General features: G+C 72.0%; 19 protein-coding genes, 1 tRNA gene and 1 pseudogene. 12 read left to right on the forward strand and 9 right to left on the reverse strand.

All coding sequences use genetic code 11. From position 1 onward, the window contains the following. Positions 1 to 37: 37 nt before the first annotated feature. Positions 38 to 637 carry an NAD(P)H:quinone oxidoreductase gene (wrbA, locus tag KB893_RS00680; RefSeq protein ID WP_213173305.1) on the forward strand — a complete coding sequence of 200 codons (600 nt, stop codon included), beginning with the start codon at positions 38 to 40 and terminating at the stop codon, positions 635 to 637. Between the two features lie 37 nt (positions 638 to 674). On the opposite strand, the gene KB893_RS00685 is transcribed toward wrbA, so the two are convergent. Beyond that, entirely contained in the window at positions 675 to 1,868 is a 1,194-nt protein-coding gene (locus KB893_RS00685; RefSeq protein WP_211925708.1) for an NAD(P)/FAD-dependent oxidoreductase, read from the reverse strand. A 108-nt stretch (positions 1,869 to 1,976) separates the two neighbouring features. Here KB893_RS00685 and KB893_RS00690 point away from each other — a divergent pair, with 108 nt between their 5' ends. From KB893_RS00690 to rfbF, 4 genes are read left to right on the forward strand one after another with little or no spacing between them, the layout of a single operon-like run. After that, positions 1,977 to 3,026 carry an NAD-dependent epimerase/dehydratase family protein gene (locus tag KB893_RS00690; protein WP_211925683.1) on the forward strand — a complete coding sequence of 350 codons (1,050 nt, stop codon included), beginning with the start codon at positions 1,977 to 1,979 and terminating at the stop codon, positions 3,024 to 3,026. A 37-nt stretch (positions 3,027 to 3,063) separates the two neighbouring features. Then, positions 3,064 to 3,630 (forward strand): dTDP-4-dehydrorhamnose 3,5-epimerase, encoded by a 567-nt coding sequence (rfbC, locus tag KB893_RS00695; RefSeq protein WP_211925684.1) that lies wholly within the window; start codon positions 3,064 to 3,066, stop codon positions 3,628 to 3,630. Between the two features lie 44 nt (positions 3,631 to 3,674). Next, positions 3,675 to 5,015: an NAD(P)H-dependent oxidoreductase gene (locus KB893_RS00700; protein ID WP_213173306.1), complete on the forward strand. Its 1,341-nt coding sequence runs from the start codon at positions 3,675 to 3,677 to the stop codon at positions 5,013 to 5,015. Then, on the forward strand, positions 5,012 to 5,842 hold the full coding sequence (gene rfbF / locus KB893_RS00705; protein ID WP_213173307.1) for a glucose-1-phosphate cytidylyltransferase: 831 nt from the start codon (positions 5,012 to 5,014) through the stop codon (positions 5,840 to 5,842). Before KB893_RS00700 ends, rfbF begins: the two co-directional genes overlap by 4 nt. A gap of 12 nt (positions 5,843 to 5,854) precedes the next feature. On the opposite strand, the gene KB893_RS00710 is transcribed toward rfbF, so the two are convergent. From KB893_RS00710 to rnd, 3 genes are all read right to left on the reverse strand, one after another. After that, positions 5,855 to 6,862, reverse strand: a complete 1,008-nt coding sequence (locus tag KB893_RS00710; RefSeq protein WP_211928079.1) for a hypothetical protein — start codon at positions 6,860 to 6,862, stop codon at positions 5,855 to 5,857. A gap of 267 nt (positions 6,863 to 7,129) precedes the next feature. Beyond that, positions 7,130 to 7,205: transfer RNA gene (locus KB893_RS00715), tRNA-Ala, on the reverse strand. Between the two features lie 75 nt (positions 7,206 to 7,280). Beyond that, positions 7,281 to 8,372: a ribonuclease D gene (rnd, locus tag KB893_RS00720; protein WP_211928078.1), complete on the reverse strand. Its 1,092-nt coding sequence runs from the start codon at positions 8,370 to 8,372 to the stop codon at positions 7,281 to 7,283. 291 nt (positions 8,373 to 8,663) lie between these two features. Here rnd and KB893_RS18510 point away from each other — a divergent pair, with 291 nt between their 5' ends. Then, complete coding sequence (locus tag KB893_RS18510) at positions 8,664 to 10,502, forward strand: SUMF1/EgtB/PvdO family nonheme iron enzyme (protein ID WP_213173308.1); 1,839 nt, start codon at positions 8,664 to 8,666, stop codon at positions 10,500 to 10,502. 204 nt (positions 10,503 to 10,706) lie between these two features. On the opposite strand, the pseudogene phaR reads toward KB893_RS18510, so the two are convergent. From phaR to gluQRS, 3 genes and pseudogenes are all read right to left on the reverse strand, one after another. Continuing rightward, positions 10,707 to 11,133, reverse strand: a pseudogene (gene phaR, locus KB893_RS00730) (polyhydroxyalkanoate synthesis repressor PhaR); the annotation flags it as partial. A 224-nt stretch (positions 11,134 to 11,357) separates the two neighbouring features. Next, positions 11,358 to 12,098 carry an acetoacetyl-CoA reductase gene (gene phbB, locus KB893_RS00735; RefSeq protein WP_211928099.1) on the reverse strand — a complete coding sequence of 247 codons (741 nt, stop codon included), beginning with the start codon at positions 12,096 to 12,098 and terminating at the stop codon, positions 11,358 to 11,360. A 38-nt stretch (positions 12,099 to 12,136) separates the two neighbouring features. After that, positions 12,137 to 13,054, reverse strand: a complete 918-nt coding sequence (gene gluQRS, locus KB893_RS00740; RefSeq protein WP_213173309.1) for a tRNA glutamyl-Q(34) synthetase GluQRS — start codon at positions 13,052 to 13,054, stop codon at positions 12,137 to 12,139. Between the two features lie 134 nt (positions 13,055 to 13,188). Between gluQRS and htpX the strand changes: the two genes are divergently transcribed. Further along, the gene (gene htpX, locus KB893_RS00745) at positions 13,189 to 14,112 is read left to right on the forward strand and encodes a protease HtpX (RefSeq protein WP_211927658.1); all 924 of its coding nucleotides are present in this window, start codon (positions 13,189 to 13,191) and stop codon (positions 14,110 to 14,112) included. Positions 14,113 to 14,190: 78 nt separating this feature from the next. Here htpX and KB893_RS00750 read toward each other — a convergent pair whose 3' ends face one another. Together KB893_RS00750 and epmB are read right to left on the reverse strand one after the other, a co-directional pair. Then, entirely contained in the window at positions 14,191 to 16,266 is a 2,076-nt protein-coding gene (locus tag KB893_RS00750) for a GGDEF/EAL domain-containing response regulator (protein WP_211927657.1), read from the reverse strand. A 128-nt stretch (positions 16,267 to 16,394) separates the two neighbouring features. Further along, positions 16,395 to 17,396: an EF-P beta-lysylation protein EpmB gene (epmB, locus tag KB893_RS00755; RefSeq protein ID WP_338026823.1), complete on the reverse strand. Its 1,002-nt coding sequence runs from the start codon at positions 17,394 to 17,396 to the stop codon at positions 16,395 to 16,397. Positions 17,397 to 17,546: 150 nt separating this feature from the next. Here epmB and efp point away from each other — a divergent pair, with 150 nt between their 5' ends. The 5 genes from efp (at position 17,547) to KB893_RS00780 (ending at position 21,821) form a co-directional block, all read left to right on the forward strand. Then, on the forward strand, positions 17,547 to 18,113 hold the full coding sequence (gene efp / locus KB893_RS00760; protein WP_211927655.1) for an elongation factor P: 567 nt from the start codon (positions 17,547 to 17,549) through the stop codon (positions 18,111 to 18,113). A gap of 156 nt (positions 18,114 to 18,269) precedes the next feature. After that, positions 18,270 to 19,625 (forward strand): TRZ/ATZ family hydrolase, encoded by a 1,356-nt coding sequence (locus KB893_RS00765; RefSeq protein WP_211927654.1) that lies wholly within the window; start codon positions 18,270 to 18,272, stop codon positions 19,623 to 19,625. Next, on the forward strand, positions 19,622 to 20,359 hold the full coding sequence (gene ubiG / locus KB893_RS00770; RefSeq protein WP_213173310.1) for a bifunctional 2-polyprenyl-6-hydroxyphenol methylase/3-demethylubiquinol 3-O-methyltransferase UbiG: 738 nt from the start codon (positions 19,622 to 19,624) through the stop codon (positions 20,357 to 20,359). The genes KB893_RS00765 and ubiG overlap by 4 nt, the downstream gene beginning before the upstream one ends. Continuing rightward, positions 20,356 to 21,051 carry a phosphoglycolate phosphatase gene (gene gph, locus KB893_RS00775; protein ID WP_377730605.1) on the forward strand — a complete coding sequence of 232 codons (696 nt, stop codon included), beginning with the start codon at positions 20,356 to 20,358 and terminating at the stop codon, positions 21,049 to 21,051. Before ubiG ends, gph begins: the two co-directional genes overlap by 4 nt. Beyond that, positions 21,048 to 21,821, forward strand: coding sequence for an isoprenoid biosynthesis enzyme family protein (locus KB893_RS00780; RefSeq protein ID WP_213173311.1), 774 nt, complete (start codon positions 21,048 to 21,050; stop codon positions 21,819 to 21,821). The genes gph and KB893_RS00780 overlap by 4 nt, the downstream gene beginning before the upstream one ends. Positions 21,822 to 21,839 lie beyond the last annotated feature (18 nt).

A 21,839-nucleotide genomic window follows, 5' to 3' on the forward strand; every position in this document is an offset into this window, starting at 1 on the left:
GCCCCGTTTCCCATCCACCCTGAAGGACGACATCCACATGGCAAAGGTTCTGGTTCTCTACTACTCCGCCTACGGGCACATCGAGACGATGGCCAACGCCGTCGCCGAGGGCGCGCGCGAGGCGGGTGCGAGCGTCGACATCAAGCGCGTGCCGGAGCTGGTGCCCGAGGAGGTCGCGAAGGCGTCGCACTACAAGCTCGACCAGGCCGCGCCGATCGCGAAGGTCGACGATCTGGTGGAGTACGACGCCATCATCGTCGGCACCGGCACCCGCTACGGACGCATGGCCTCGCAGATGGCGAACTTCCTCGACCAGACCGGCGGCCTGTGGGCGCGCGGCGCGCTCAACGGCAAGGTCGGCGGCGCCTTCACCTCGACCGCCAGCCAGCACGGCGGGCAGGAGACGACGCTGGTCTCGATCCTGACCAACCTGATGCACTTCGGCATGGTGACCGTCGGCCTGCCGTACAGCTTCCAGGGCCAGCTCAGGCTGGACGAGGTCAGCGGCGGCGCGCCCTACGGCGCCACCACGATCGCCGCCGGCGACGGTTCGCGCCAGCCGAGCGAGAACGAGCTCGCCGGCGCGCGCTTCCAGGGTCGCCACATCGCCGAGGTCGCGGGCAAGCTCTTCGGCTGATGCGCACCGGTGCGGCGCCGCGCTCCGCCGCACCGGATCATGCCGTCGCGGCGAGCAGCGCCTCGACGTGTTCGGCGATGGCCAGCGACGCGGTCAGTCCGGGCGACTCGATGCCGAACAGGTTCACCAGCCCCGCCACGCCGTGGTCGGCGGGCCCGCGGATCACGAAGTCGGCGGCAGGCTCGTCCGGCCCGCCGAGCTTGGGACGCACCCCCGCATAGCCGGGCAGCAGGTCTTCCATGCGCACGTCCGGCAGATAGCGGGTGATCGCGGCATGGAAGCAGGTGGCGCGCTCCGGGTCGACGAGGTACTCGGGCGCGTCGATCCATTCCACGTCGGGGCCGAAGCGGGCGCGGCCGGCGAGGTCCAGGGTCAGGTGCGTGCCCAGCCCGCCCGGTTCCGGCAGCGGATAGACCAGGTGCCGGCAGGGCGAGCGCCCGGCGAGGGTGAAGTAGACGCCGCGCGCGTAGCGGGTGCGCGGCCGCTCCGGCTCCGCCAGCCCCTCGATCGCGTCGGCGACCTCCGAAGCGAACAGTCCGCCGCAGTTGACCAGCACCCGCGTCCGCAGCCGGATGCGCCCGCCATCAGGGTCCGCGAACTCCAGATCGATGCCGCCCGCCGTCGGCCACGCCCGCTCGAAGCGGGTCCGGTAGGCGACCATCGCCCCGGCGTCCTGCGCCTCGCCGAGGTAGGCCAGCATCAGGCCGTGGCTGTCGACGATGCCGGTCATCGGCGAGGACAGCGCCGCGGTGGCGCGCACCCGCGGCTCCATGCCGCGCAGCATCGCGGCGGTGATCGGATGCACCTCCTCGGCGCCGGCCGCATGCGCGCTGGCCGCGATCTTCTCGAGCCCCGGTTCGAGTCCGGCCTCCGTGGCGATGATCAGCTTGCCGCAGCGGCGATGCGCGACGTGGTGCGCGCGGCAGTACTCGTAGATCAACTGCCGGCCGCGCATGCACAGGCGCGCCTTGAGCGACCCCGGCGGGTAATACAGGCTGGCGTGGATGACCTCGCTGTTGCGCGAGCTGGTGTGGGTGCCGAAGCTCGACTCGCGCTCGACCACCACCACGCTCGATCCGGCCAGGGCGAGCCGGCGCGCCACCGCCAGTCCGATCACGCCCGCGCCCACCACGACGCAATCCACCTGGTCCATTGGTTTCGCCTCCCGGCGCCGGCGGTGCGGCGTCCTTCCTGTGATGGTGCCCGTACGTCGACCGTGTGCGGCAGGCAGCGTTGTGAAGGCATGCGCCGCCCGTCGTTAAAATAGTGACAACGGTCACAATATTGCCCCATCGTCCGGCCTGCCAAGTCTGGCTCACGCCTACGGGGAAGGGCACGCATGAAGATCGTGGTGACCGGCAACATGGGTTACGTTGGACCGGTGCTGGTCCGCCATCTGCGACAGCGCTTCCCGGAGGCCATGCTCGTCGGCATCGACAGCGGCCTGTTCGCGCACTGCCTGTCGGCGGACGGCTTCCCGGAGCGCCTGCTCGACCTGCAGATCTACGCCGACGTGCGCGACATCAGCCGCGAGATGATCGAGGGCGCCGACGCGGTCGTGCACCTGGCCGCGGTCTCCAACGATCCGATGGGCTCGCGCTTCGAGGCGGTGACCGAGGCGATCAACTGGCGCGCCAGCGTCAGGGTCGCCGAACTTGCCGCCGCCTGCGGCGTCGGGCGCTTCGTGTTCGCTTCGAGCTGCTCGGTCTACGGCTTCGCCGAGGGCGGCCCGCGGTCGGAGGGCGACCCGCTGAACCCGCTGACCGCGTATGCGCGCTCCAAGATCGAGACCGAGCATGCGCTCGAGGCGCTGTCGGCGCCGGACATGGTCATCACCGCGCTGCGCTTCGCGACCGCCTGCGGCTTCTCCGATCGCACGCGCCTGGATCTGGTGCTCAACGATTTCGTGGCATCGGCCATGGCCACGCGGCGGGTCGACATCCTCAGCGACGGCACGCCTTGGCGGCCGCTGATCCATGTCGCCGACATGGCCCGCGCGATCGAATGGGCGATCACGCGCGAGGCCGCCGACGGCGGCCGCTACCTTGCGGTCAACGCCGGCGCGGACAGCTGGAACTACCAGGTCAGCGAGCTCGCCCGCGGCGTCGCGCAGGCGATCGCGGGCGTGGAGACCACGGTCAACGCCGCCGCGCCGCCGGACCGGCGCTCCTACCGCGTGGACTTCTCGCTGTTCCAGCGGCTGGCGCCGGCGCACCAGCCCCGCATCGGCCTGGCCGACGCCATCGCCGGCCTGTGGCGGGGACTCAAGGCCATCGGCTTCGACGATCCCGACTTCCGCACCCGCTCGCCCTACATCCGTCTGCGTGCGCTCGACGCGCAGATGCAGGCCGGTCAGCTCGGCGAGGACCTGCGATGGGTCGCGGCGTGAGGCCCCTGGGCGAGCGGCATGCGGAGCCATGGCTGCCATGAGGTTCGAGCCGATCGCGCTGGCGGACGCCTGCACCATCGATCTCGAGCGACGCGGCGACGATCGCGGCTTCTTCGCCCGCGCGTTCTGCGAGGACGAGTTCGCGGCGATGGGCCTGCACAGCCACTTCGCGCAGATCAACAACTCGCTGAGCGTGCGCGCCGGCACCCTGCGCGGCATGCATTTCCAGCTCCCGCCGGCGGCCGAGGTCAAGGTGGTGCGCTGCATCCGCGGCAGCCTGTGGGACTGCATCGTCGACCTGCGCCCGGGGTCGCCCAGCTACCTGCAGTGGGCCGGCGTCGAGCTCAGTGCCGGGAACCGCCGCATGCTGTACGTGCCGCGCGGGTTCGCGCATGGCTTCATCACGCTCGAGGACGACACCGAGGCGCTGTACCTGGTGAGCGACCGTTACGCGCCCGACCGCGAGCGCGGCCTGCGCTGGAACGATCCGCGCCTGGGCATCCGCTGGCCGCGCGCGCCGGTGGAGATCTCCGCCAAGGACGCGGCCTGGTCCGACTTCGACGCCGACGCGCTCGGGCTGGCGCAGTTCCACACAGCGCCCTGAGCGGTCCCCTTCTTCCACGCCACACCACGCCAGGGAGGCGTTCCATGCTCATCGTCGATACCGCCATCCGCAGACGTCTCGCCACCGGCCGCCCCGTCGCCGTCGGGCTCTACGGCGTCGGCTTCATGGGCCGCGGCATGGTCGTCCAGGCCGAGCGCCACCTGCCCGTGCTGCGCTTCGCCGCGATCTGCAACCGCAACGTCGAGCGTGCGATCCAGGCCTTCCTCGCCTGCGGCATCGCGCGCGACGACATCGTCGAGGTCCATACCCACGCCGCGTTCGCCGACGCGCTCGCCCGCGGCAAGCGCGTGGTCACCTCCGAGATCGCGCTGATCGCCGAGTCGCCGGCGATCGACATCGCGGTCGAGAGCACCGGCCACGTCGAGTACGGCGCCCGCGTCACCCTGGCCTGCATCGCGGGCGGCAAGGACATCGTCTCGCTCAACGTGGAGCTGGACGCCACCGTCGGGCCGTTGCTGAAGGCCAGGGCCGATGCGCACGGGGTGATACTCAGCGGTGCCGACGGCGACCAGCCCGGGGTGACCATGAACCTGGTCCGCCACATCCGCACGATGGGGCTGCGGCCGCTGGTCTGCGGCAACATCAAGGGCCTGCAGGACCGCACCCGCAACCCCGCCACGCAGGCCGGCTTCGCCAGGCAGTGGAACCAGACCCCGGCGATGGTGGCGAGCTTCGCCGACGGCACCAAGATGACCGCGGAGCAGGCCATCGTCGCCAACGCGGTGGGCCTGCAGGTGTCGCAGCGCGGGATGATCGGCCGCGACCACGACGGCCACGTCGACGAGCTGGTCGACATGTACGACCACGCGGCGGTCGAGGCGCTCGGGGGCATCGTCGACTACGTGGTCAAGGCGCGGCCAAGCCCGGGCATCTACGTCCTGGCCGGCGCGCAGGACGACAACCAGCGCTTCTTCCTCGACCTCGGCAAGCTCGGCAAGGGGCCGTTCTACAGCTTCTATACGGCGTGGCACCTGACCACGCTCGAGTTCCCGATCTCGATCGCCCGCGTCGCGCTGTGCCGCGACGTGATCATCGCGCCTGCGGCGGGGCCGCGGGTGGACGTGGTGGCGACCGCCAAGACCGACCTGCGCGCGGGCGATGCGATCGACGGCATCGGCGGCTTCAAGACCTACGGCATCGCGGAGAACTACGCGACCGCACGGCGCGAGCGCCTGCTTCCCATGGGCCTGGCGGAAGGTTGCCGGCTGCGCCGCGACGTGGCCCGCGACCAGGTGCTGACCTACGAGGACGTGGACCTTGCCCCGGACGCCCTCGTCAACGGCCTGCGCGCGGAGCAGGACCTGATGTTTCCCGTCGCGGCCGCCGCGACGGCTCAACCCCACCTGCAAGGAGAGACGGCATGAAGGTCGTGATTTTCGCCGGCGGCTACGGCAGCCGGCTCAGCGAGGAAACCGCTCTGCGCCCCAAGCCAATGGTGGAGGTGGGCGGCCATCCGATCATCTGGCACATCATGAAGATCTACGCGGCCTACGGCTTCCGCGACTTCGTGATCCTGGGCGGCTACAAGGTCGAGTTCATCAAGAACTACTTCCTCAACTACTGTGCGATCAACAGCGACTTCACCGTCGACCTGCGCTCCGGAAAGCTGCTCTGGCAGCAGGCCCGCAACGAGGACTGGACCGTCACCGTGCTCGACACCGGGCTGGAGACCATGACCGCCGGGCGGCTCAGGCGGGCGCGTTCGGTGATCGGCAGCGAACGCTTCCTGCTGACCTACGGCGACGGCGTGTCCGACGTCGACCTCGCTGCCCTGATCGCCCAGCACGAGGCGTCCGGCGACTGGGTCACGCTCACCGCGGTCACCCAGCCGGGACGCTACGGCGCGCTGGCGCTGAATCCGGAGGACGGGCCTGCGGCGAACCGCGTGCGCGCCTTCCGCGAGAAGGCGGTCGGCGACGGCGGTCTCATCAACGGCGGGTTCTTCGTGGTCGAACCGGAGGTCTTCGATCTCATCGACGGCGACGCCTCGGTGTGGGAGGAGGAGCCGATGGACCGGGTGATCGAGCGCGGCAAGCTCGGCGCCTACCGCCACACCGGCTTCTGGCAGAGCATGGACTCGCTGCGCGACAAGATGGTGCTCGAGAACCTCTGGGAGCGCGGCAATGCGCCGTGGACCCGGGGCGTGCGCCGGGTCGGGGACAAGGTCGCGACGCTGCGCTCCGTCGGCTGACGCGGCGGACCGTCAGCGCGGGTCGTCCGCGCGACGGGTCAGGTTCTGCAGGCCGAACGGGCCCCCACGCTGCCGGCGCCGGTCGAGTTCCAGGGCCGGCGTGCCGGGATACTGGCGACGCAGGAAGATCCGTCCGCCGCAGCTGTCGGCCAGCGACTTGACGCGCCGAAGCGCCCGCAGCTTGCGCCACAGGCGCGGCCCGGCAAGATAGATGTCGTCCCACCATGGCGCCTGGACACTGCGCCCGCCGCGGGTGAGGGCGCCCAGGGTCCTGCGCTCGACACGCTCGATGCCGTGCGCCTCGAGGTAGCGACGCTCGACGCTGTGCGGGTCGGTGCCCGCGGCGCGGATCGGTGCGTACAGCGGGCCGGTCCAGAACGAGCGGGTGTGCAGCACGCTGACGGCGTCGAGCACCGCCATCGCCCTCGGCGTATCGCGCAGCTGTGCGGCGAGGACGTGGTCCATCGCCCAGATGTTGTCGTGGTCGCGGAGGTAGGGCAGGCAGCGCTTGAAGACGTCGACCCGGATGATCGGCGCCATCAGCTCGATCAGGCTGACGTAGCGCAGCTCGAGGCCGGGGCGGTGCACGGTGTCGAGGTGGCCGAAGAAGCTGAAGGGATTGAGGCTGAGCTGCGCCGCGCCGAGATCGTGCTTGCGCATGAGCTGGAATCCCAGGTTCCAGTCCGCCACGGTCGCGACGAGGTCGTCGTCGGGCAGGGCGATGTAGTCGTAGGCATCGAGGTCGATGCCGGCCCGCTCCAGCGCGACGCTGATCCCGTAGAACTTGCTGCGCTCCGGATCGTTGCTCCAGCTCAGCCCGCGCCCGGAGCGTGGCACCGGGCCGAGGCGCGAGCCGTAGTAGCTCAGGTGCAGGTCCCAGTCGCGCGCGGTATGGGCGGGCTTGAGCCAGGTGGCATGGAGCGACTTGTCGCCGACGCGGGCCAGGACCAGGTTGCGGCTGCCACCCGGCTGCCAGCGCCGGGCCGGCGCGGGAGCGGTGGAGGGTGAGGATTGCAGCATTGGAGCAGACCTCGCTGGGCGTGCACCGTCCGATGGTACCTGTCAGTGCCAGCAGCCGGTCGCTCGCATCGCTGGATGCGGACACCGGCGCGTTCGGCGCGTGGTTCCCCGAGACCGGTGCGCGGCACGGCTCCAGCCTCCCCGCGAGCTTAGGACTGGCGTGCCGCGCAGACCATGCGCCGCTGTGGCGCTCCGACGGACGGTTGCGGCGGGTCGGTCGGGAACGAAAAAGGCCAGGGCGACGGCCCTGGCCTTTTCCTCGAAGCGTGGTGGAGCGGAGGAGGATCGAACTCCCGACCTTCGCATTGCGAACGCGACGCTCTCCCAGCTGAGCTACCGCCCCACGCAGGCGCGGAAGTATACGCACCTTCGACCGGAGCTGGCTAGACCTTCGCCGGGTGTCGCGCCGTTCCGGCGATCAGGGCGCCTCGAGGAGCGGAGCCAGGCGCGGTTCGAGCGCCTGCCTGCGCCAGCCGGCGAGCGCACCGGTCCAGCCTCGTCCGTCCAGGAGCTTCTGCAACAGGCGTCGCGACGCTAGCAGGCCCTCCGGCAGGTCGAGACGCCGCGCCTCCGCGGCGACCGCGTCCTGCAGGGCGCGCATCCGGGCGCGTTCGCGATCGCCGGGCGCGCGCGCGCGCGGGAGTTCGCTCTGCTCGTCGGCAAGCGGCGTCGCGAGCGCCTGCAGCAGCTCAGCGCGCTGGCGCCGCGGCGCCTTGGGATGCGCATCGAGGATCGCCGCCAGCGCCGCCGCGTCGGCCGGCGCGCGGCGGGCGAGGGTGACGGCGAGTTCGGCGTCCAGGATCCAGTTCTTCGGCCGGTCCAGCGCGCGTGCCTGCACCTCGCGCCACCGCAGCAGGCGGTACAGGCGGCGCTGTGCCTCCACGTCCAGGACCTGGGCGCTGCGCACCGCGAGGTGCGGCCAGCGCTCGGGCTCGTCCTGCTCGGCCTGGGCCACCAGACGCCCGCAGTCCTGCTCGAGCCAGTCCCGGCGACCGAGCGCATCCAGGCGCTGCGCGAGTTCGGCATGCAGGGCATGCAGGTAGCGCACGTCGTCGCTGGCGTAGTCCTGCTGGCTCGCCGAAAGCGGGCGCCTGAGCCAGTCCGAACGCGTCTCGCCCTTGGCCAGGACGGTGCCGGTGATCGTCTCGACCAGCTTCTGGTAGCCGAGACCGGCGCCGAAGCCCGTCATCGCCGCGGCGATCTGGGTGTCGAACAGCGGACGCGGCGGCACGCCGCAGGCGTGGGCGAGGGCCTGCAGGTCCTCGCTGGCGCTGTGCATCAGCTTGGCCGCACGCGTGTCGGCCAGCCAGTCGCGCAGGACACCGGTCATGCCGGGCACGAGCGGATCGACCAGCAGGATCTCCCCGTCCAGCGCGAGCTGGACCAGGGCCAGCTGCGGATACCACGTCCGCTCGCGCACGAATTCGGTATCCAGCGCCACCGGGCCGCGGCCCTGCCAGTCGGCGAGGCGGTCCTGGAGGAGTTCGGGTCGGTCGATCCAATGATGCACGGGCAGATTTCTGGTTGCGGGGGCCCGGACGATAGCCTAACGTCCCGCCGCAATGGCAGGCCGCGCCGTCGGCGCGGCCCTTTCCCGACTCCACGTGTGCGCGCCATTTCCCGCCTTCGACTCCTCTGCCTGCTGATCGCGCTGGTCGCAGTCGCCGGCTGCGGCGACCGCGATGCTGCCGATGGCGGGCGTGCCCCTGCGGCGCGCGATTCCGCTCCAGGCGGTGATGTGGGAGGCGGCGACGGGGACGGGCCAGCGATCGCTGCACCGCTGCCGTCCGCCGGGATCGCGGTGGGTCCGGGATGGACGCCGGCGCCGCTCGACCTCGATGAGACGGAGATCGAGCAGACGCTCGCTGATGCACAGGCGGCGCTCGACGCGGGGATCCTGCTCGACGGCGATGCTGCCGCCGCGGACGCGGCGGCGGATGCCCGGGCCGAACCCGCATCCGAATCCGACCCGGCCGGCGAAGACGCCGCCGGTACCGATGCCGATGCCGCGGCCGACGCCTCGCCGGCTGTCGAACCGGCCGCCGCTTCCGCAGCGGAGACGCCACGCCGGCCGGCGTTGGACCTCGTGCTCGCCGTGCTCGCGCGCCAGCCGGACGATGAGGAGGCGCAGGCGCTGGCGGCGCGCATCGCCGAGGAGCTGGAGGCCAGGATCGAGACCGCGGCGGCGCGCGGTGGGCTGCGCGAGGTCGAGCATCTGGCCAGCGCGGTGGCCGCGATTCCCGGAGGTATCGTCGGAAGCAGCGTGCAGGCCGCCGTGGCCGCCGCCCGCGAGCGCGCCCGCGAGGATGCCCGCGGCGTCGCCGCCGGCGTGGCGCGTCTGCAGGCCGGCCGGATCCTCGAGCCCGCCGGGAGCAGCGCCCTCGACGCGTTCCGGGCGGTGCTCGCGCGTACGCCGCAGCATGCCGGCGCCCGGGCCGGGGTGGAGCGGATCCGCGAGGGCAGGATCGCCGCCGCGAACGCGGCCGCAGCCGACGGCGACTTCCCGTTGGCCGAGCGCCTGCTCGCCGAGGCCGATCGCGCCGATCCCGGCTCGAACCGGGTGCAGGACGCGAGCGTGCGCCTGGTGGCTGCGCGGCAGCGGCGGGCGCGGGACCTTTCCGAGCAGGCCGATGCCGCCATCGCGGAGCTCGATCTCGACCGCGCCGCCCGCCTCGCCGACGCCTACGCCCGCGCGAGCACGCGCGCGCAGGGCGTGGAGACGCTGCGCCGCCGGATCGAGACGGCGCGGCGCTACGGCCACTTCGACGCAGGACAGACCTTCCGGGACGCGCTGGAGATCGGCGGCACCGCGCCGGAGCTCACCGTGGTGCCCCATGGCAGCTTCATGATGGGCGCCGCCGAAGGCGAGGCGGGCTCCAGCGACACCGAGCGACCCCGCCACCGCGTGGCCTTCGAGCGCGGCTTCGCGGTCACCACGGCACCGATCACCGTGGCCGAGTTCAGGCGCTTCACCGAGGCGACCGGCTACATCGGCACCGCGCAGTCCAGCGGGCGATCGATGGTCTACACCGAACGCGGCGGGGCCATGGCCGAGCGCCGCGGCGTCACCACGCGCGACGGCTACGACGGTCGCCGCGCGGACGCCGACGATCCCGTGCTGCACGTGTCCTGGTACGACGCCTCGGCCTACGCCACCTGGCTGTCGCAGCAGACCGGCGAGACCTGGCGCCTGCCCAGCGAGGCGGAGTACGAATACATCCTGCGCGCCGGTACGGCCACGACCTATCCCTGGGGCGAGGGCATGCCGCAGCGCGTGCTCGGCAACCTGGCCGGCGACGGGGATGCGTCGAGCTCGCGGCGCGGCTGGGGCAATGCGGTGCCCGGCTACGACGATGGCTATTGGGGCCCGTCGCCCGTGCGCACGTTCGCGCCGAACCCGTTCGGCCTGCACGACATGATCGGCAACGTCTCGGCCTGGACCGAGGACTGCTGGCACGACAGCTACCGGCGCGCGCCGCGCGACGGCAGCGCCTGGGTCAATCCGGGCTGCGCGCGCCGGGTGATCCGCGGCGCCTCGTGGGCGAGCGGCCCGGACCAGGCGCGTTCGGCGTTCCGGCTGGGCGTGCCGGTGGACACGACCAGCGCGCGCCTGGGCATCCGCCTGGTCCGCGGGATCTGATCCGCCGCCGGCACGCGCGCCTCCCCGGCACGAAAACGCCCCGCGGCCGGAGCCGCGGGGCGGTCGTCGTAGCGCGTGGCGACGGATGTCAGCGGACGCGCGTCTTGTCGCCTCCGGCCGTTCCCGCGGTCTCCCGGGACCGGGCGCCCGCATGCGACGACGGACGCGCCTGCGCACCGGGATTCATGCTGCCGAGCAGGCCCTGCTGGAAGTTCTTCCACAGGTCCATGTTCCGCTCGGTGATCTGGTTGAGCATGCTCCACGGAGTCTGCCCCATCAGCGCGTTGAGCTGGCTGCGGAACTGCTGCTGCTGCTCGAGGAACAGTTCCATGCTGCGCTCCAGATAGCTGCCCATGAAGCCCTGCAGCGAGTCGCCGTAGAAGCGGATGATCTGGCTCAGGACCTGGGTGCTCAGCATCGGCTGCCCGTCCTGCTCGTGCTCGGCGATGATCTGCAGCAGCACCGGACGGGTCAGGTCCTCGCCGGAGCGGGCATCGCGGACCTCGAAGGCTTCGCCATCCACGATCAGCTGGCGCACGTCCTCGAGCGTAATGTAGCTCGAGATCTCGGTGTCGTAAAGCCGGCGGTTGGGGTACTTCTTGATGATTCGGATGTCTGACTTTGGTGCCATGCGGCATCTCTGCAGTCGGGGTAATGCTGCGCAGCATGGACCCCTTGTTTTTGCAGGGCAATACGACCTAGGGGCCATCTACTGGCGCTGTCGGGGGCATCCCTGGTGCGCTGCGGCGTAATTACGAAGTCGGCACCGATGCTGCGCCGCGGCGGGCCGTTCGGTCACCGACGGCGGCCGGGCGGCCGCGGCGGGCCCGAATCGGGCCAACTGCGCGAAACGGCTCACCAGCCCATGTAGTGCCCGCCGTTGGCCGACAGGTTGGTGCCGGTGATCCAGGCGGCCTCCTCGGCCACCAGGAACGCCACGGCGTAGGCGATCTCCTCCGGCCGACCCAGCCGCCCGGTCGGGATCTGGGCGACGATCTTCGCCCGCACTTCCTCGGGCACCGCCATCACCATGTCGGTGGCGATATAGCCGGGCGAGACCGTGTTCACGGTGATGCCGAAGCGCGCGTTCTCCTGTGCCAGGGAGATGGTGAAGCCGTGCATGCCGGCCTTCGCGGCGGCGTAGTTGGCCTGGCCGTACTGCCCCTTCTGGCCGTTGATCGAGCTGATCTGCACGATCCGGCCCCAGCCGCGCGCGCGCATGCCCTCGATCACCGGACGGGTGACGTTGAAGCACGAGCCGAGGTTGGTGTCGATGACCTCCTGCCACTGTCGCGCCTGCATGCGGTGGAAGGTGGTGTCGCGGGTGATGCCGGCATTGTTGACCAGGATCTCCACCGGCCCGACGCGCGCCTCGATCTCGCGCACCATCTCCGCCGACGCGTCCGCTTCGCTGACGTCGCCCTCGACCAGTTCCACCTCGATCCCCTCGGCCCGGCGCTGGGCCTGCCATGCCCGAGCGCGCGCCTCGTCGCGGTAATTGCTCACCACCCGATGCCCCATCGACGCCAGCTTCTGGCAGATGGCGGTACCGATTCCGCCGGTTCCGCCGGTGACCAGGGCGATGCGAGGCTGCATGGAGCGACTCCGGGAATGACTGCGGGAAGCTCGCCATCCTAGCCAAGGCCGGGGCCGGGCGGGGAACCGGCGGGAGCCGGTGCCGTTCCCGTCGCCGCGACCGGGCCCGGCGGCACCCTGGCCATGTCGAACCTCGCCGCCGCCGTGCGCAGCAGGTCGCGCAACGGCCCGGGCCGCGCCCAGACCGCGGGATCCTGGCCCAGCACCCGCCATGCCGCCGCCAGCGCCGGCCGCGGATCCGCGGGGTCGACGGGCAGTGCCGCCAACGACTTGCCGAGCTTGCGTCCCGCTGCATCGACGACCAGCGGCAGGTGCGCGTAGCGCGGCGTCGGCAGGCCCAGGCGCTGCTGCAGCAGGATCTGGCGCGGCGTCGAGTCGAGGAGGTCGGCGCCGCGCACGACGTGGGTCACGCCCTGCTCAGCGTCGTCCACCACCACCGCCAGCTGGTAGGCCCAGTGGCCGTCGGCACGGCGCACGACGAAGTCGCCGTCCTCCTCCGCGAGGTGGCGCGCGACCGCGCCCTGTACCGCATCGACGAAGCCGATGGTGCGTGCGGGTGCGCGCATCCTCGTTGCCGGCGGCCGCTCGGCATGCGCGTCCGCGACGCAGGCGCGGTGCAGGCCGTCGCTGGCGCCGAGCTCGCTGCGGCTGCAGCGGCAGGCGAAGACGTCGCCCTGCGCCTCGAGGCGCGCGAGCGCCTGCGCATAAAGCGCATGCCGCTGGCTCTGCCGGATCACCGCCGCGTCGGGATCCAGGCCGAAGGCGGCGAGCGTGCGCAGCTGCCCGTCCGCGGCGCCGGCGACCTCGCGTGGCCGGTCGATGTCCTCGATGCGGACCAGCCACTCGCCCTCGTGCGCCCGCGCATGCGCCCAGCTGCCGAGCGCGGCGACGAGGGATCCGAAGTGCAGGGGACCGGTCGGGGAGGGCGCGAAGCGCCCGCGGTAGCGCTCAGCCATCGGATCCGGCGGAAGTCTGAACGGTCGCGGCCGTGGCGTGCTGGACGGCAGGCATGATCTTGAAATTAACCGATCGCGGCCAATCTTCGGCTGGCGACCGGATCGCCGGTTCGTCCCTCGGGAGAGTACGAGACATGTTCAAGCGGATTACCTTGTTCCTGGCCACCAACCTCGCGGTGTTGGTGCTGCTGGGTATCGTGATGTCGGTGCTGCAGGGCGTCTTCGGCGTGCGCCTGGACGGCGGCGCGGGGCTGCTGGTGTTCGCGGCGGTGTTCGGGTTCGGCGGTTCGCTGATCTCGCTGATGATGTCGAAGTGGTCAGCCAAGATGGCGACCGGTGCCAGGGTCATCGAGCAGCCGCGCAACGAGGCGGAACGGTGGCTGGTGGAGACGGTGCGCCGGCAGGCGGATGCCGCGGGCATCGGCATGCCCGAGGTCGCCGTCTACGACGCGCCGGAGATCAACGCCTTCGCGACCGGCGCCAGCCGCAACAATGCGCTGGTGGCGGTGTCGACCGGCCTGCTGCGCTCGATGAGCCGCGACGAGGCCGAGGCGGTGCTGGGGCATGAGGTGAGCCACGTCGCCAATGGCGACATGGTCACCATGGCCCTGGTCCAGGGCGTGCTCAACACGTTCGTGATCTTCCTGGCACGGGTCGTCGGCCGCGTCATCGACGGGTTCCTGAGCGGCAGCCGCGACGGCGAGCACGCGGGGCCGAGCTTCTTCTACTACGTGATCGTGTTCGTGCTGGACATGGTGTTCGGCCTGTTCGCCTCGATGATCGCGATGTGGTTCAGCCGCCACCGCGAGTTCCGTGCCGACGCCGGCGGCGCGCGCCTGGCGGGACGCCACAAGATGATCGCGGCGCTCGAGCGGCTCGCGCAGAACCAGGGCCAGAGCACGCTGCCGAACCAGATCCAGGCCTTCGGCATCTCCGGCGCCGTGGCCCACGGCATGCGTCGGCTGCTGCTGAGCCATCCGCCGCTGGCGGAGCGGATCCAGGCCCTGCGCGACGCGCCGCTGGACGAACACGCGGTCCGGCAGGGCGTGGTGTCCTAGCGCTTCTCCCGGTCCGCCAGCAGCAACGAGGCCCGCCTCCCGGCGGGCCTTTTTTCTGGTGTCGCCACTTTCCCGGGATCAGCCGAAGTCGTAGTTCATCAGGGGGCCCGCCGCCGCGAGGAAATGGCCCTCGACGTAGTCGACGCCGGCTGCGAACAGCACCGACATGCTCGCCGCGTCCTGCACGAACTCGGCCATGACCTTCTTGTCGTGCTCGCGCGCCTGCTCGGCGAGCGTGCGCAGGCGCTGCTGCGATTCGGCGTTGCGCGGCAGGTCCTGCATCAGCGCGCGGTCGATCTTGAGGAAGGCCGGGTCGAGGTTGGTCAGCAGGTGGAACGGATTGAGCCCGGAACCGAACTGCTCCAGCGCGAGCCGGCAGCCGAGCGCGGCGACGGCGGTCTGGAACTCCTGCGTCGCCCTGAGCGCGGTGAAGGCCTTGGCCTCCGCGATCTCGAACACCAGCTGGGCGCCGTCGACGCCGTACTTCGACAGCTGCGAGGCGACGAAGTCCTGGAGCGTGCCCCTGGTCAGCGAGGCCTGGGTGATCTTCACGAACAGGGTCGGGCTGTGGCGCCGGGTCCTGGCCTCGGCGCAGGCGGCGATGGCGTGGGAGATGACCCAGCGGTCGAGGTCGTCGAGCAGGCCGTGCTCCTCGGCGATGTCGAAGAACGCGCCGGGCAGGACCACCTCGCCCTCGCTGCCGCGCAGGCGGATCAGGACCTCGTACTGCTCGCCCGGCTCGCCCTGCAGGCTGATGATCGGCTGGTAGTGCAGCACGAAGCCTTCGTTGTCGAGCGCGCGGCGGATGCGCTCGACCCAGCCCAGCACGCGCTCCTCCTCGGCGCGGTCCACCGCGCCGGGATCGTAGATCTCGGCGCGGTTGCCGCCGACCTGCATGGCCGACTGCAGCGACTGCGTGGCACGCGACAGCACCTGCTGCACCGTGGCGATCTTCTCGCCGATCTGGACGCCACCGATGCTCACGGTCAGCGACAGCGAACGGTCGTCGGCCTCGACGATGTGGCCGTCGAAGGCGCGGCGCAGCTGCTCGGCGACCTCCGCGCTGCGGCGGTGGTCGCACTCGGTGCACAGCACGGCGAAGCCATGGTCGCTGAAGCGGGCGGCGTGGCTGTGCCCGTCGAGCGCGCCGCGCAGGCGTTCGGCCAGCGCCCCGAGCAGCGCGTCGGCATGGGCGAGGCCGATGTCGGCGAGCACGTTGCTGTAGTGGTCGGGCTCGATCAGCAGCAGGGCCTGGTCGCCACGGCCGCCGGCGGCGGCGGCCACCGAATCCTCCAGCAGCGCCAGGAAGTGCGCGCGGTTGTACAGGCCGGTCACCTGGTCGCGCTGGCGCAGCGCGTCGAGCTCGCGCGCGACGTCGGCATCGACCGCCTGCTGGCGGAACACGATCTGCAGGCAGGACTCGCCCTCGTAGGTCGCCTGGGCGAACTCCATGACCGCGTCGAAACTCGAGCCGTCGGCACGCTGCGCGGCCAGTTCCAGGCTGCGCGGCGGCGGCTCGCCGCGGGACAGCCCGCGCAGGAGCTGCTTGAACTCGCCGGCGTGCGAGGGGGCGACCATGTCCAGCAGCGGCAGCCCCTCGACCTCGTCGAAGTCGGCGTAGCCGAACATCTCGAGGTAGGCGTCGTTGGCGCGGATGTGCATGCCCTCGTGGACGTAGGCGATCGGGTCGCGCGAGGAGGCGATGAGCGCATCGCAGCGGCGCTCGCTCTCGCGCAGGGCGATCGCCAGCCGACGCAGGTCGCGGCGCCGCGCCAGCCCCTCGAACGCACGCCGCACCACCGCGCGCAGGTGCTCCGGACGACCGCGCAGCGCGACGTCCCTCGCACCGAGCGACAGCGCCTCGAGCACCGCGTTCTCGTCGAGCGACTCCATGCCGGCGATCACCGGCAGGTCCTTGCCCGAGGCGTCGGTGACCTGCATGAGCAGCGGGAACGGGATCTGCGTCCCGGCCCAGGCCGCGAGCACCAGGTCGACCGGGTGCTCGAGCAGCAGGCGCGCGAGTTCGTCGCTGGATTCGGCGCGCAGCGGGCGGATCGCCATGCCGCCGTTGCGGAGCAGGCTGATGAAGCGTTCTGCGTCGTCGAGGCGGTCCTCGACCAGCAGCAGGCGTATCACGGTGTCGGACTGCGGCATGCCGTCTCCGGGCAACTCGTTCGTCGGTGCGGTCGCGGCGCCCCTTTCGCCGCAACCTGGATGGCGTCCTGCCGCATCGTCGGGCGGACAGCGCAAAGCATAGTCGAGGCGGCGGGCCTTGGGCCGCCTCAGAGCGGACGCTTGCCCGGATCGCCGGCGACCTCGCGGACCAGGCGCGGGACCAGGTAGCCCGGCAGGCGCGCGGCCAGCGCCTCGTGCAGGGCACGCGCGGTCGCGTCGTCGACCTCGAAATGCGCGGCGCCGGCGACCCGGTCGAGCTGGTGCAGGTAGTAGGGCAGGACGCCGATCTCGAACGACCGCTCGCTCAGCCGCGCGAGCGCCTCGATGTCGTCGTTGATCCCGCGCAGGAGCACCGCCTGGTTCAGCACCGTCGCGCCGGTGCCGCGCAGCGCCGCGATGGCGCCTGCGACCGAGGCGTCCAGCTCGTTGGCGTGGTTGGCGTGGATGACCACCGCGACCGGCCAGGGCAGGCCGCCGAGCCAGGCGAGCAGATCGTCGTCGACCCGCTCGGGAAGCACCACGGGCAACCGGGTGTGGATGCGCAGGCGGCGCAGGTGCGGGATCGCCCTGAGCCGGGTGGTCAGGCCCGCGAGCTTGTGGGTCGCCAGCGAGAGTGGGTCGCCGCCCGACAGCAGCACTTCCTCGATGCTCGGGTCCGCTGCGATGTAGGCCACGGCCTCCTGCCAGTCGCCGGCCGCGGCGGTGTCCTGCGCGTAGTCGAAATGGCGCCGGAAGCAGTAGCGGCAGTGCACCGCGCAGCTGCCGGTGGCCACCAGCAGCGCGCGGCCCCGGTACTTGTGCAGCACGCCCGTGGCGCCGCGCGCGGCCATGTCGCCGACCGCGTCGATGCCGTAGCCAGGCACCAGCGCATCCTCCTCGATCACCGGCAGCACCTGGCGCAACAGCGGGTCGGTGGGGTCGCCGCGCCGCATCCGCGCGACGAAGCCGGGCGGCGCGCGCAGCGGGAACTGGCGGGCGGCGGCGTCGGAGACGCGTGCGGCCAGGTCGGGCAGGCCGAGCTCGCGCAGCAGGTCGCGCGGGTCGCGCAGCGACTGCCGCCACAGCGCCTGCCAGCCCACCGCCGAGCCGAGGGAGCGGGCGTGGCTCACGGCGCCGGACCGGCGGGATGGAACGGGGCGTGGAACGGGCACGGCATCGGCATCACGGTTATCATGGAGGTTTGCGAAAGGCCGCCCACCGGGGCGGCCGCATAGTCTACGGCCGCGCATGGCCGACCAACGATACGGAGCGAGCAAGGCATGGCCAGTTACGGCATGAACGACGTCAAGAACGGGATGAAGATCCTCGTCAACAACGAGCCCTGCGTCATCACCGACACCGAGTACGTCAAGCCGGGCAAGGGCCAGGCCTTCACGCGCGTGAAGTATCGCTTCATCAAGTCGGGCCGCGTGGTCGAGCTGACCATGAAGGCGACGGATTCTCTCGAGGCGGCGGACGTCGTCGACACCGACATGCAGTTCCTCTACGCCGACGGCGAGTTCTGGCACTTCATGAACCCCGAGAGCTTCGAGCAGGTGCAGGCCGACGAGGCCGGCGTCGGCGACGCGAAGAAGTGGCTCAAGGGCGAGGAGGACTGCGTGGTGACCCTGTTCAACGGCAGCCCGATCACGGTGCAGCCGCCGAATTTCGTCGAACTCAAGATCGTCGAGACCGATCCGGGCGTGCGTGGCGACACCTCGGGCGGCGGCGGCAAGCCGGCCAAGCTCGAGACCGGTGCGGTGGTCCGCGTGCCGCTGTTCGTCGGCCAGGAAGAGGTCATCCGCGTCGATACCCGCAGCGGCGAGTACGTCAGCCGCGTCAAGTGATCCGGCGCGCGCCTGCGGCACGGGTCCGCAGGCGCGGCGGGCGGCTCCGGCCCGGCCGGGCCACGACGGCAGGATGACCGAGGTCGCGGCCGTCATCCCGGCACCGGCATGGTGTCGGCCCGCAGCATGCCGCCGCCACGTTTTCCAGGAGAGCCCATGACCGACACCCTTCCCGAACCCTGCGATCTCCTGATCGAAGCCGGCTGGGTGGTCCCGGTCGAGCCGCATGGCGTGGTGCTGGAAGGCCACGCGGTGGCGGTCCGCGACGGCGCGATCCTGGCGGTGCTGCCGGCCGCGGACGCAGCGGCGCGTTACGCCCCGCGCGAGCACGTGCGCAAGCCGCATTCGGTGCTGCTGCCGGGCCTGGTCAACGCACACGTGCACAACCCGATGACCCTGCTGCGCGGCGTCGCCGACGACCTGCCGCTGATGGTCTGGCTGCGCGAGCACATCTGGCCGATCGAGGGCAAGGTGCTGGGGCCGGCCTTCGTCGCCGACGGCATCGAGCTGGCCATCGCCGAGATGGTCCGCGGCGGCACCACCTGCTGCAACGAGAACTACTTCTTTCCCGACGCCGCCGCCGCGACCTATGCCCGGCACGGCTTCCGCGCCGTGGTCGGGCTGCCGGTGATCGACTTCCCGACGCCGTGGGCCGCTTCCCAGGACGAGTACTTCGCCAAGGCCCTGGAGGTGCACGACGGGATCCGCGCCGATGCGCTGGTGACCAGCGCCTTCGTGCCGCACGCGCCGTACACCGTGGCCGATTCCGCCTTCGAACGCATCCGCGTGCTGGCCGACCAGCTCGACATCCCGGTCCACCTGCACGTGCACGAGACCGCGCAGGAGGTCGAGGACGCGCTGGCCAGGCACGGCAGCCGCGAGATCGCGCGCCTGGACCGCCTCGGCCTCTACAACGACCGCCTGATCGCGGTGCACATGACCCAGCTCACCGATGCCGAGATCGCGCTGACCGCCGAGCGCGGGGTGTCGGTGGTGCACTGCCCGGAATCCAACCTCAAGCTCGCCTCGGGCTTCTGCCCGGTGGAGAAGCTGCGCCGCGCCGGCGTCAACTTGGCGTTGGGCACGGACGGGGCGGCGAGCAACAACGACCTCGACATGATCGGCGAGATGCGCACTGCCGCGCTGCTGGCCAAGGCCGTCGCCGGCGACGCCGCCGCGCTCGATGCGGCCAGCGTGCTGCGCATGGCGACCCTGGGCGGCGCGCGCGCGATGGGGCTCGACGACCGCATCGGCTCGATCGAGCCGGGCAAGCGCGCCGACCTGGTGCTGGTCGACATGGACCCGATCGAGATGCAGCCGCTCTACCACGTGGTCTCGCAGCTGGTGTACGCGAGCGGGCGCGGACAGGTCAGCGACGTCTGGATCGACGGCCGGCGCCACCTGCGCGACCGCGCCTGCGAGGGGATCGACGTCGGCGCCGTCGGCGCCCGCGCCCGCGAATGGGCCGAGCGCATCGGCGCCATGCGCGGCGGCAGGACGGAGGCGGCATGAATGCGACGCAGCAGGGGCAGGGGATGAACGCCAGCCAGGACGAACTCGACCGCTTCGGCGCGCTGGCGAGCCAGTGGTGGGACGAGAACGGGCCGCAGCGCCCGCTGCACGACCTCAACCCGGTGCGCCTGGACTACATCCGCAACCGCGCCCCGCTCGAGGGGCGGACGGTGCTCGACGTCGGCTGCGGTGGCGGCCTGCTGAGCGAGGCGCTCGCCCGCGCCGGCGCGAAAGTCACCGCGCTCGACCTCGCCCCGGAGCTGATCGAGGTCGCCCGGCTGCACCTGCTGGAGGCGCGCCTGGCGACGCCCGGCCTCGAGGTCGAGTACCTGCTCACCGCGGTCGAGCAGCTCGCGGCGGAGCGTCCGGCCGGCTTCGACGTGGTCTGCTGCATGGAGATGATCGAGCACGTGCCGGACCCGGCCGCGGTCATCGCCGCCTGCGCGCGCCTGCTGAAGCCGGGCGGGCAGCTGTTCGTGTCCACGCTCAACCGTACGCCGGCGGCCTTCGCCTTCGCGATCGTCGGCGCCGAGTACGTCGCCCGCCTGCTGCCGCGCGGCACGCACCGCTACGCGCAGTTCGTGCGCCCGGCCGAGCTCGGCGCGTGGATGCGCGAGGCGGGGCTGTCGATGCAGGACGTCAGCGGCGTGCTCTACGACCCGCTGCGCCGGCGCGCGCGGCTGTCCTCGCTCAACGCGGTCAACTACATGGCCGCCGCGCGCAAGCCGGAGTGAGCGCCGTGACCGCTGGCGCCATCGCGCCGCTGGTGCTGTTCGACCTCGACGGCACCTTGCTCGACACCGCTCCCGACCTCGCCGCGGCCGCCAACCGGGTCCTGGCGGAGGAGGGGCGCGCGGCGCTGCCGGAATCGACGCTGCGGCCGTTCGTGTCCAAGGGCGCGCGCGCCATGCTGGCGGTGGCGTTCCCCGAACTGGATGACGCCTCGCGCGACGCCCTGCTGCCGGCGTTCCTGCGCCACTACGGCGCGGCGCTGGTCGTGGGCACGCGTCCGTACCCGGGCATCGAGGCGGCGCTGGCCGCGATCGAGGCCGCCGGCAGCCGCTGGGGCGTGGTCACCAACAAGCCCGAGGCGCTCGCCCGCGGCGTGGTCGCCGGCATCGGCTGGGGCACGCGCTGCAGCGCGCTGGTCGGCGGCGACACGCTGCCGGTGCGCAAGCCCGATCCGGCGCCGCTGCTGCTGGCCTGCGAACGCGTGGGCGTGCCCGCAGCCGACTGCGTCTACGTCGGCGACGATGCGCGCGACGTGCTGGCGGCGCAGGCCGCGGGCATGCCGGCGGTCGCCGCGATGTGGGGCTACCACGAGGACCACGAGGATCCGCGCGCCTGGGGCGCCGAGCGCGCGGCCGCCGACGGGCGCGCGCTGCTGGAGCCGGGGATGCTGGCGTCCGCGCGGAGCCTCGCGTGAGCGGCGCCCAGGCCGAGGCGCTGACCGGCTTCGTCGCCAAGTGGCATGCGCGGGAGCCGGAGATGGCGATCGCCGAAGTGTTCTGCCCGCCGCCGCTGCGCGAGCGCTACCGCGCCTGGGGCGCGCTGCTGTTCGAGCTGCGCGAGGCAGTGTTCGAGCTCAGCGATCCACGGGTGGCGATGGGCAAGACCGGGTGGTGGGCGGAGGAACTGGTCGCGCTGGAGCAGGGCAGGGCGCGCCACCCGGTGACGCAGGCGCTCGCCGACGCGCCGCCGGCGCGGTGGACGCCGCTCGCCGGGGTGCTGATCGAGGCGGTGCAGGGCGAGGCGCGTCCGGCCGGGCGCGATGCCGCGTTCGCCGACGTCGCGCCGCTGGCGGCGGCGCTGGCCGCGGTGGAGGCGGAGCTGTTCGGCCGTGCCGCGCCGGATCCGGACGCAGCGCGTGCCGTCGCGGCCCATCTGCTGGCGCAGCGCCTGCTGGTCGGCATGGGCGGCGACGACCGCGGTCGCGTACCGATGCACCTGCAGGCGCGGCATGGCCTGACCAGCGGCCAGCTCGTGGAGCCGGCGGGGGCGTCGGCGCGGCGGGACTGGGCCGCCGAACTCGCCGAGGCGCTACCGCGCGCCCTGCCTGCCGCACCGCTCTATCGCCGGCAGCGTCTTGCAGCCGACCGCGCCCGCCTGGCCCGCGCCCGCGCCGGCAGGCCCGATGCGGCGCCCCCGGCGCTGGGCAGCCTGTTGCGCAGCTGGCGCGCCGCCCGCGCCGGCTGAATGCCCGCTCGGTGCGGC

The organism is Coralloluteibacterium stylophorae, from assembly GCF_018122625.2.
Taxonomy (GTDB): Bacteria; Pseudomonadota; Gammaproteobacteria; order Xanthomonadales; family Xanthomonadaceae; genus Coralloluteibacterium; species Coralloluteibacterium stylophorae.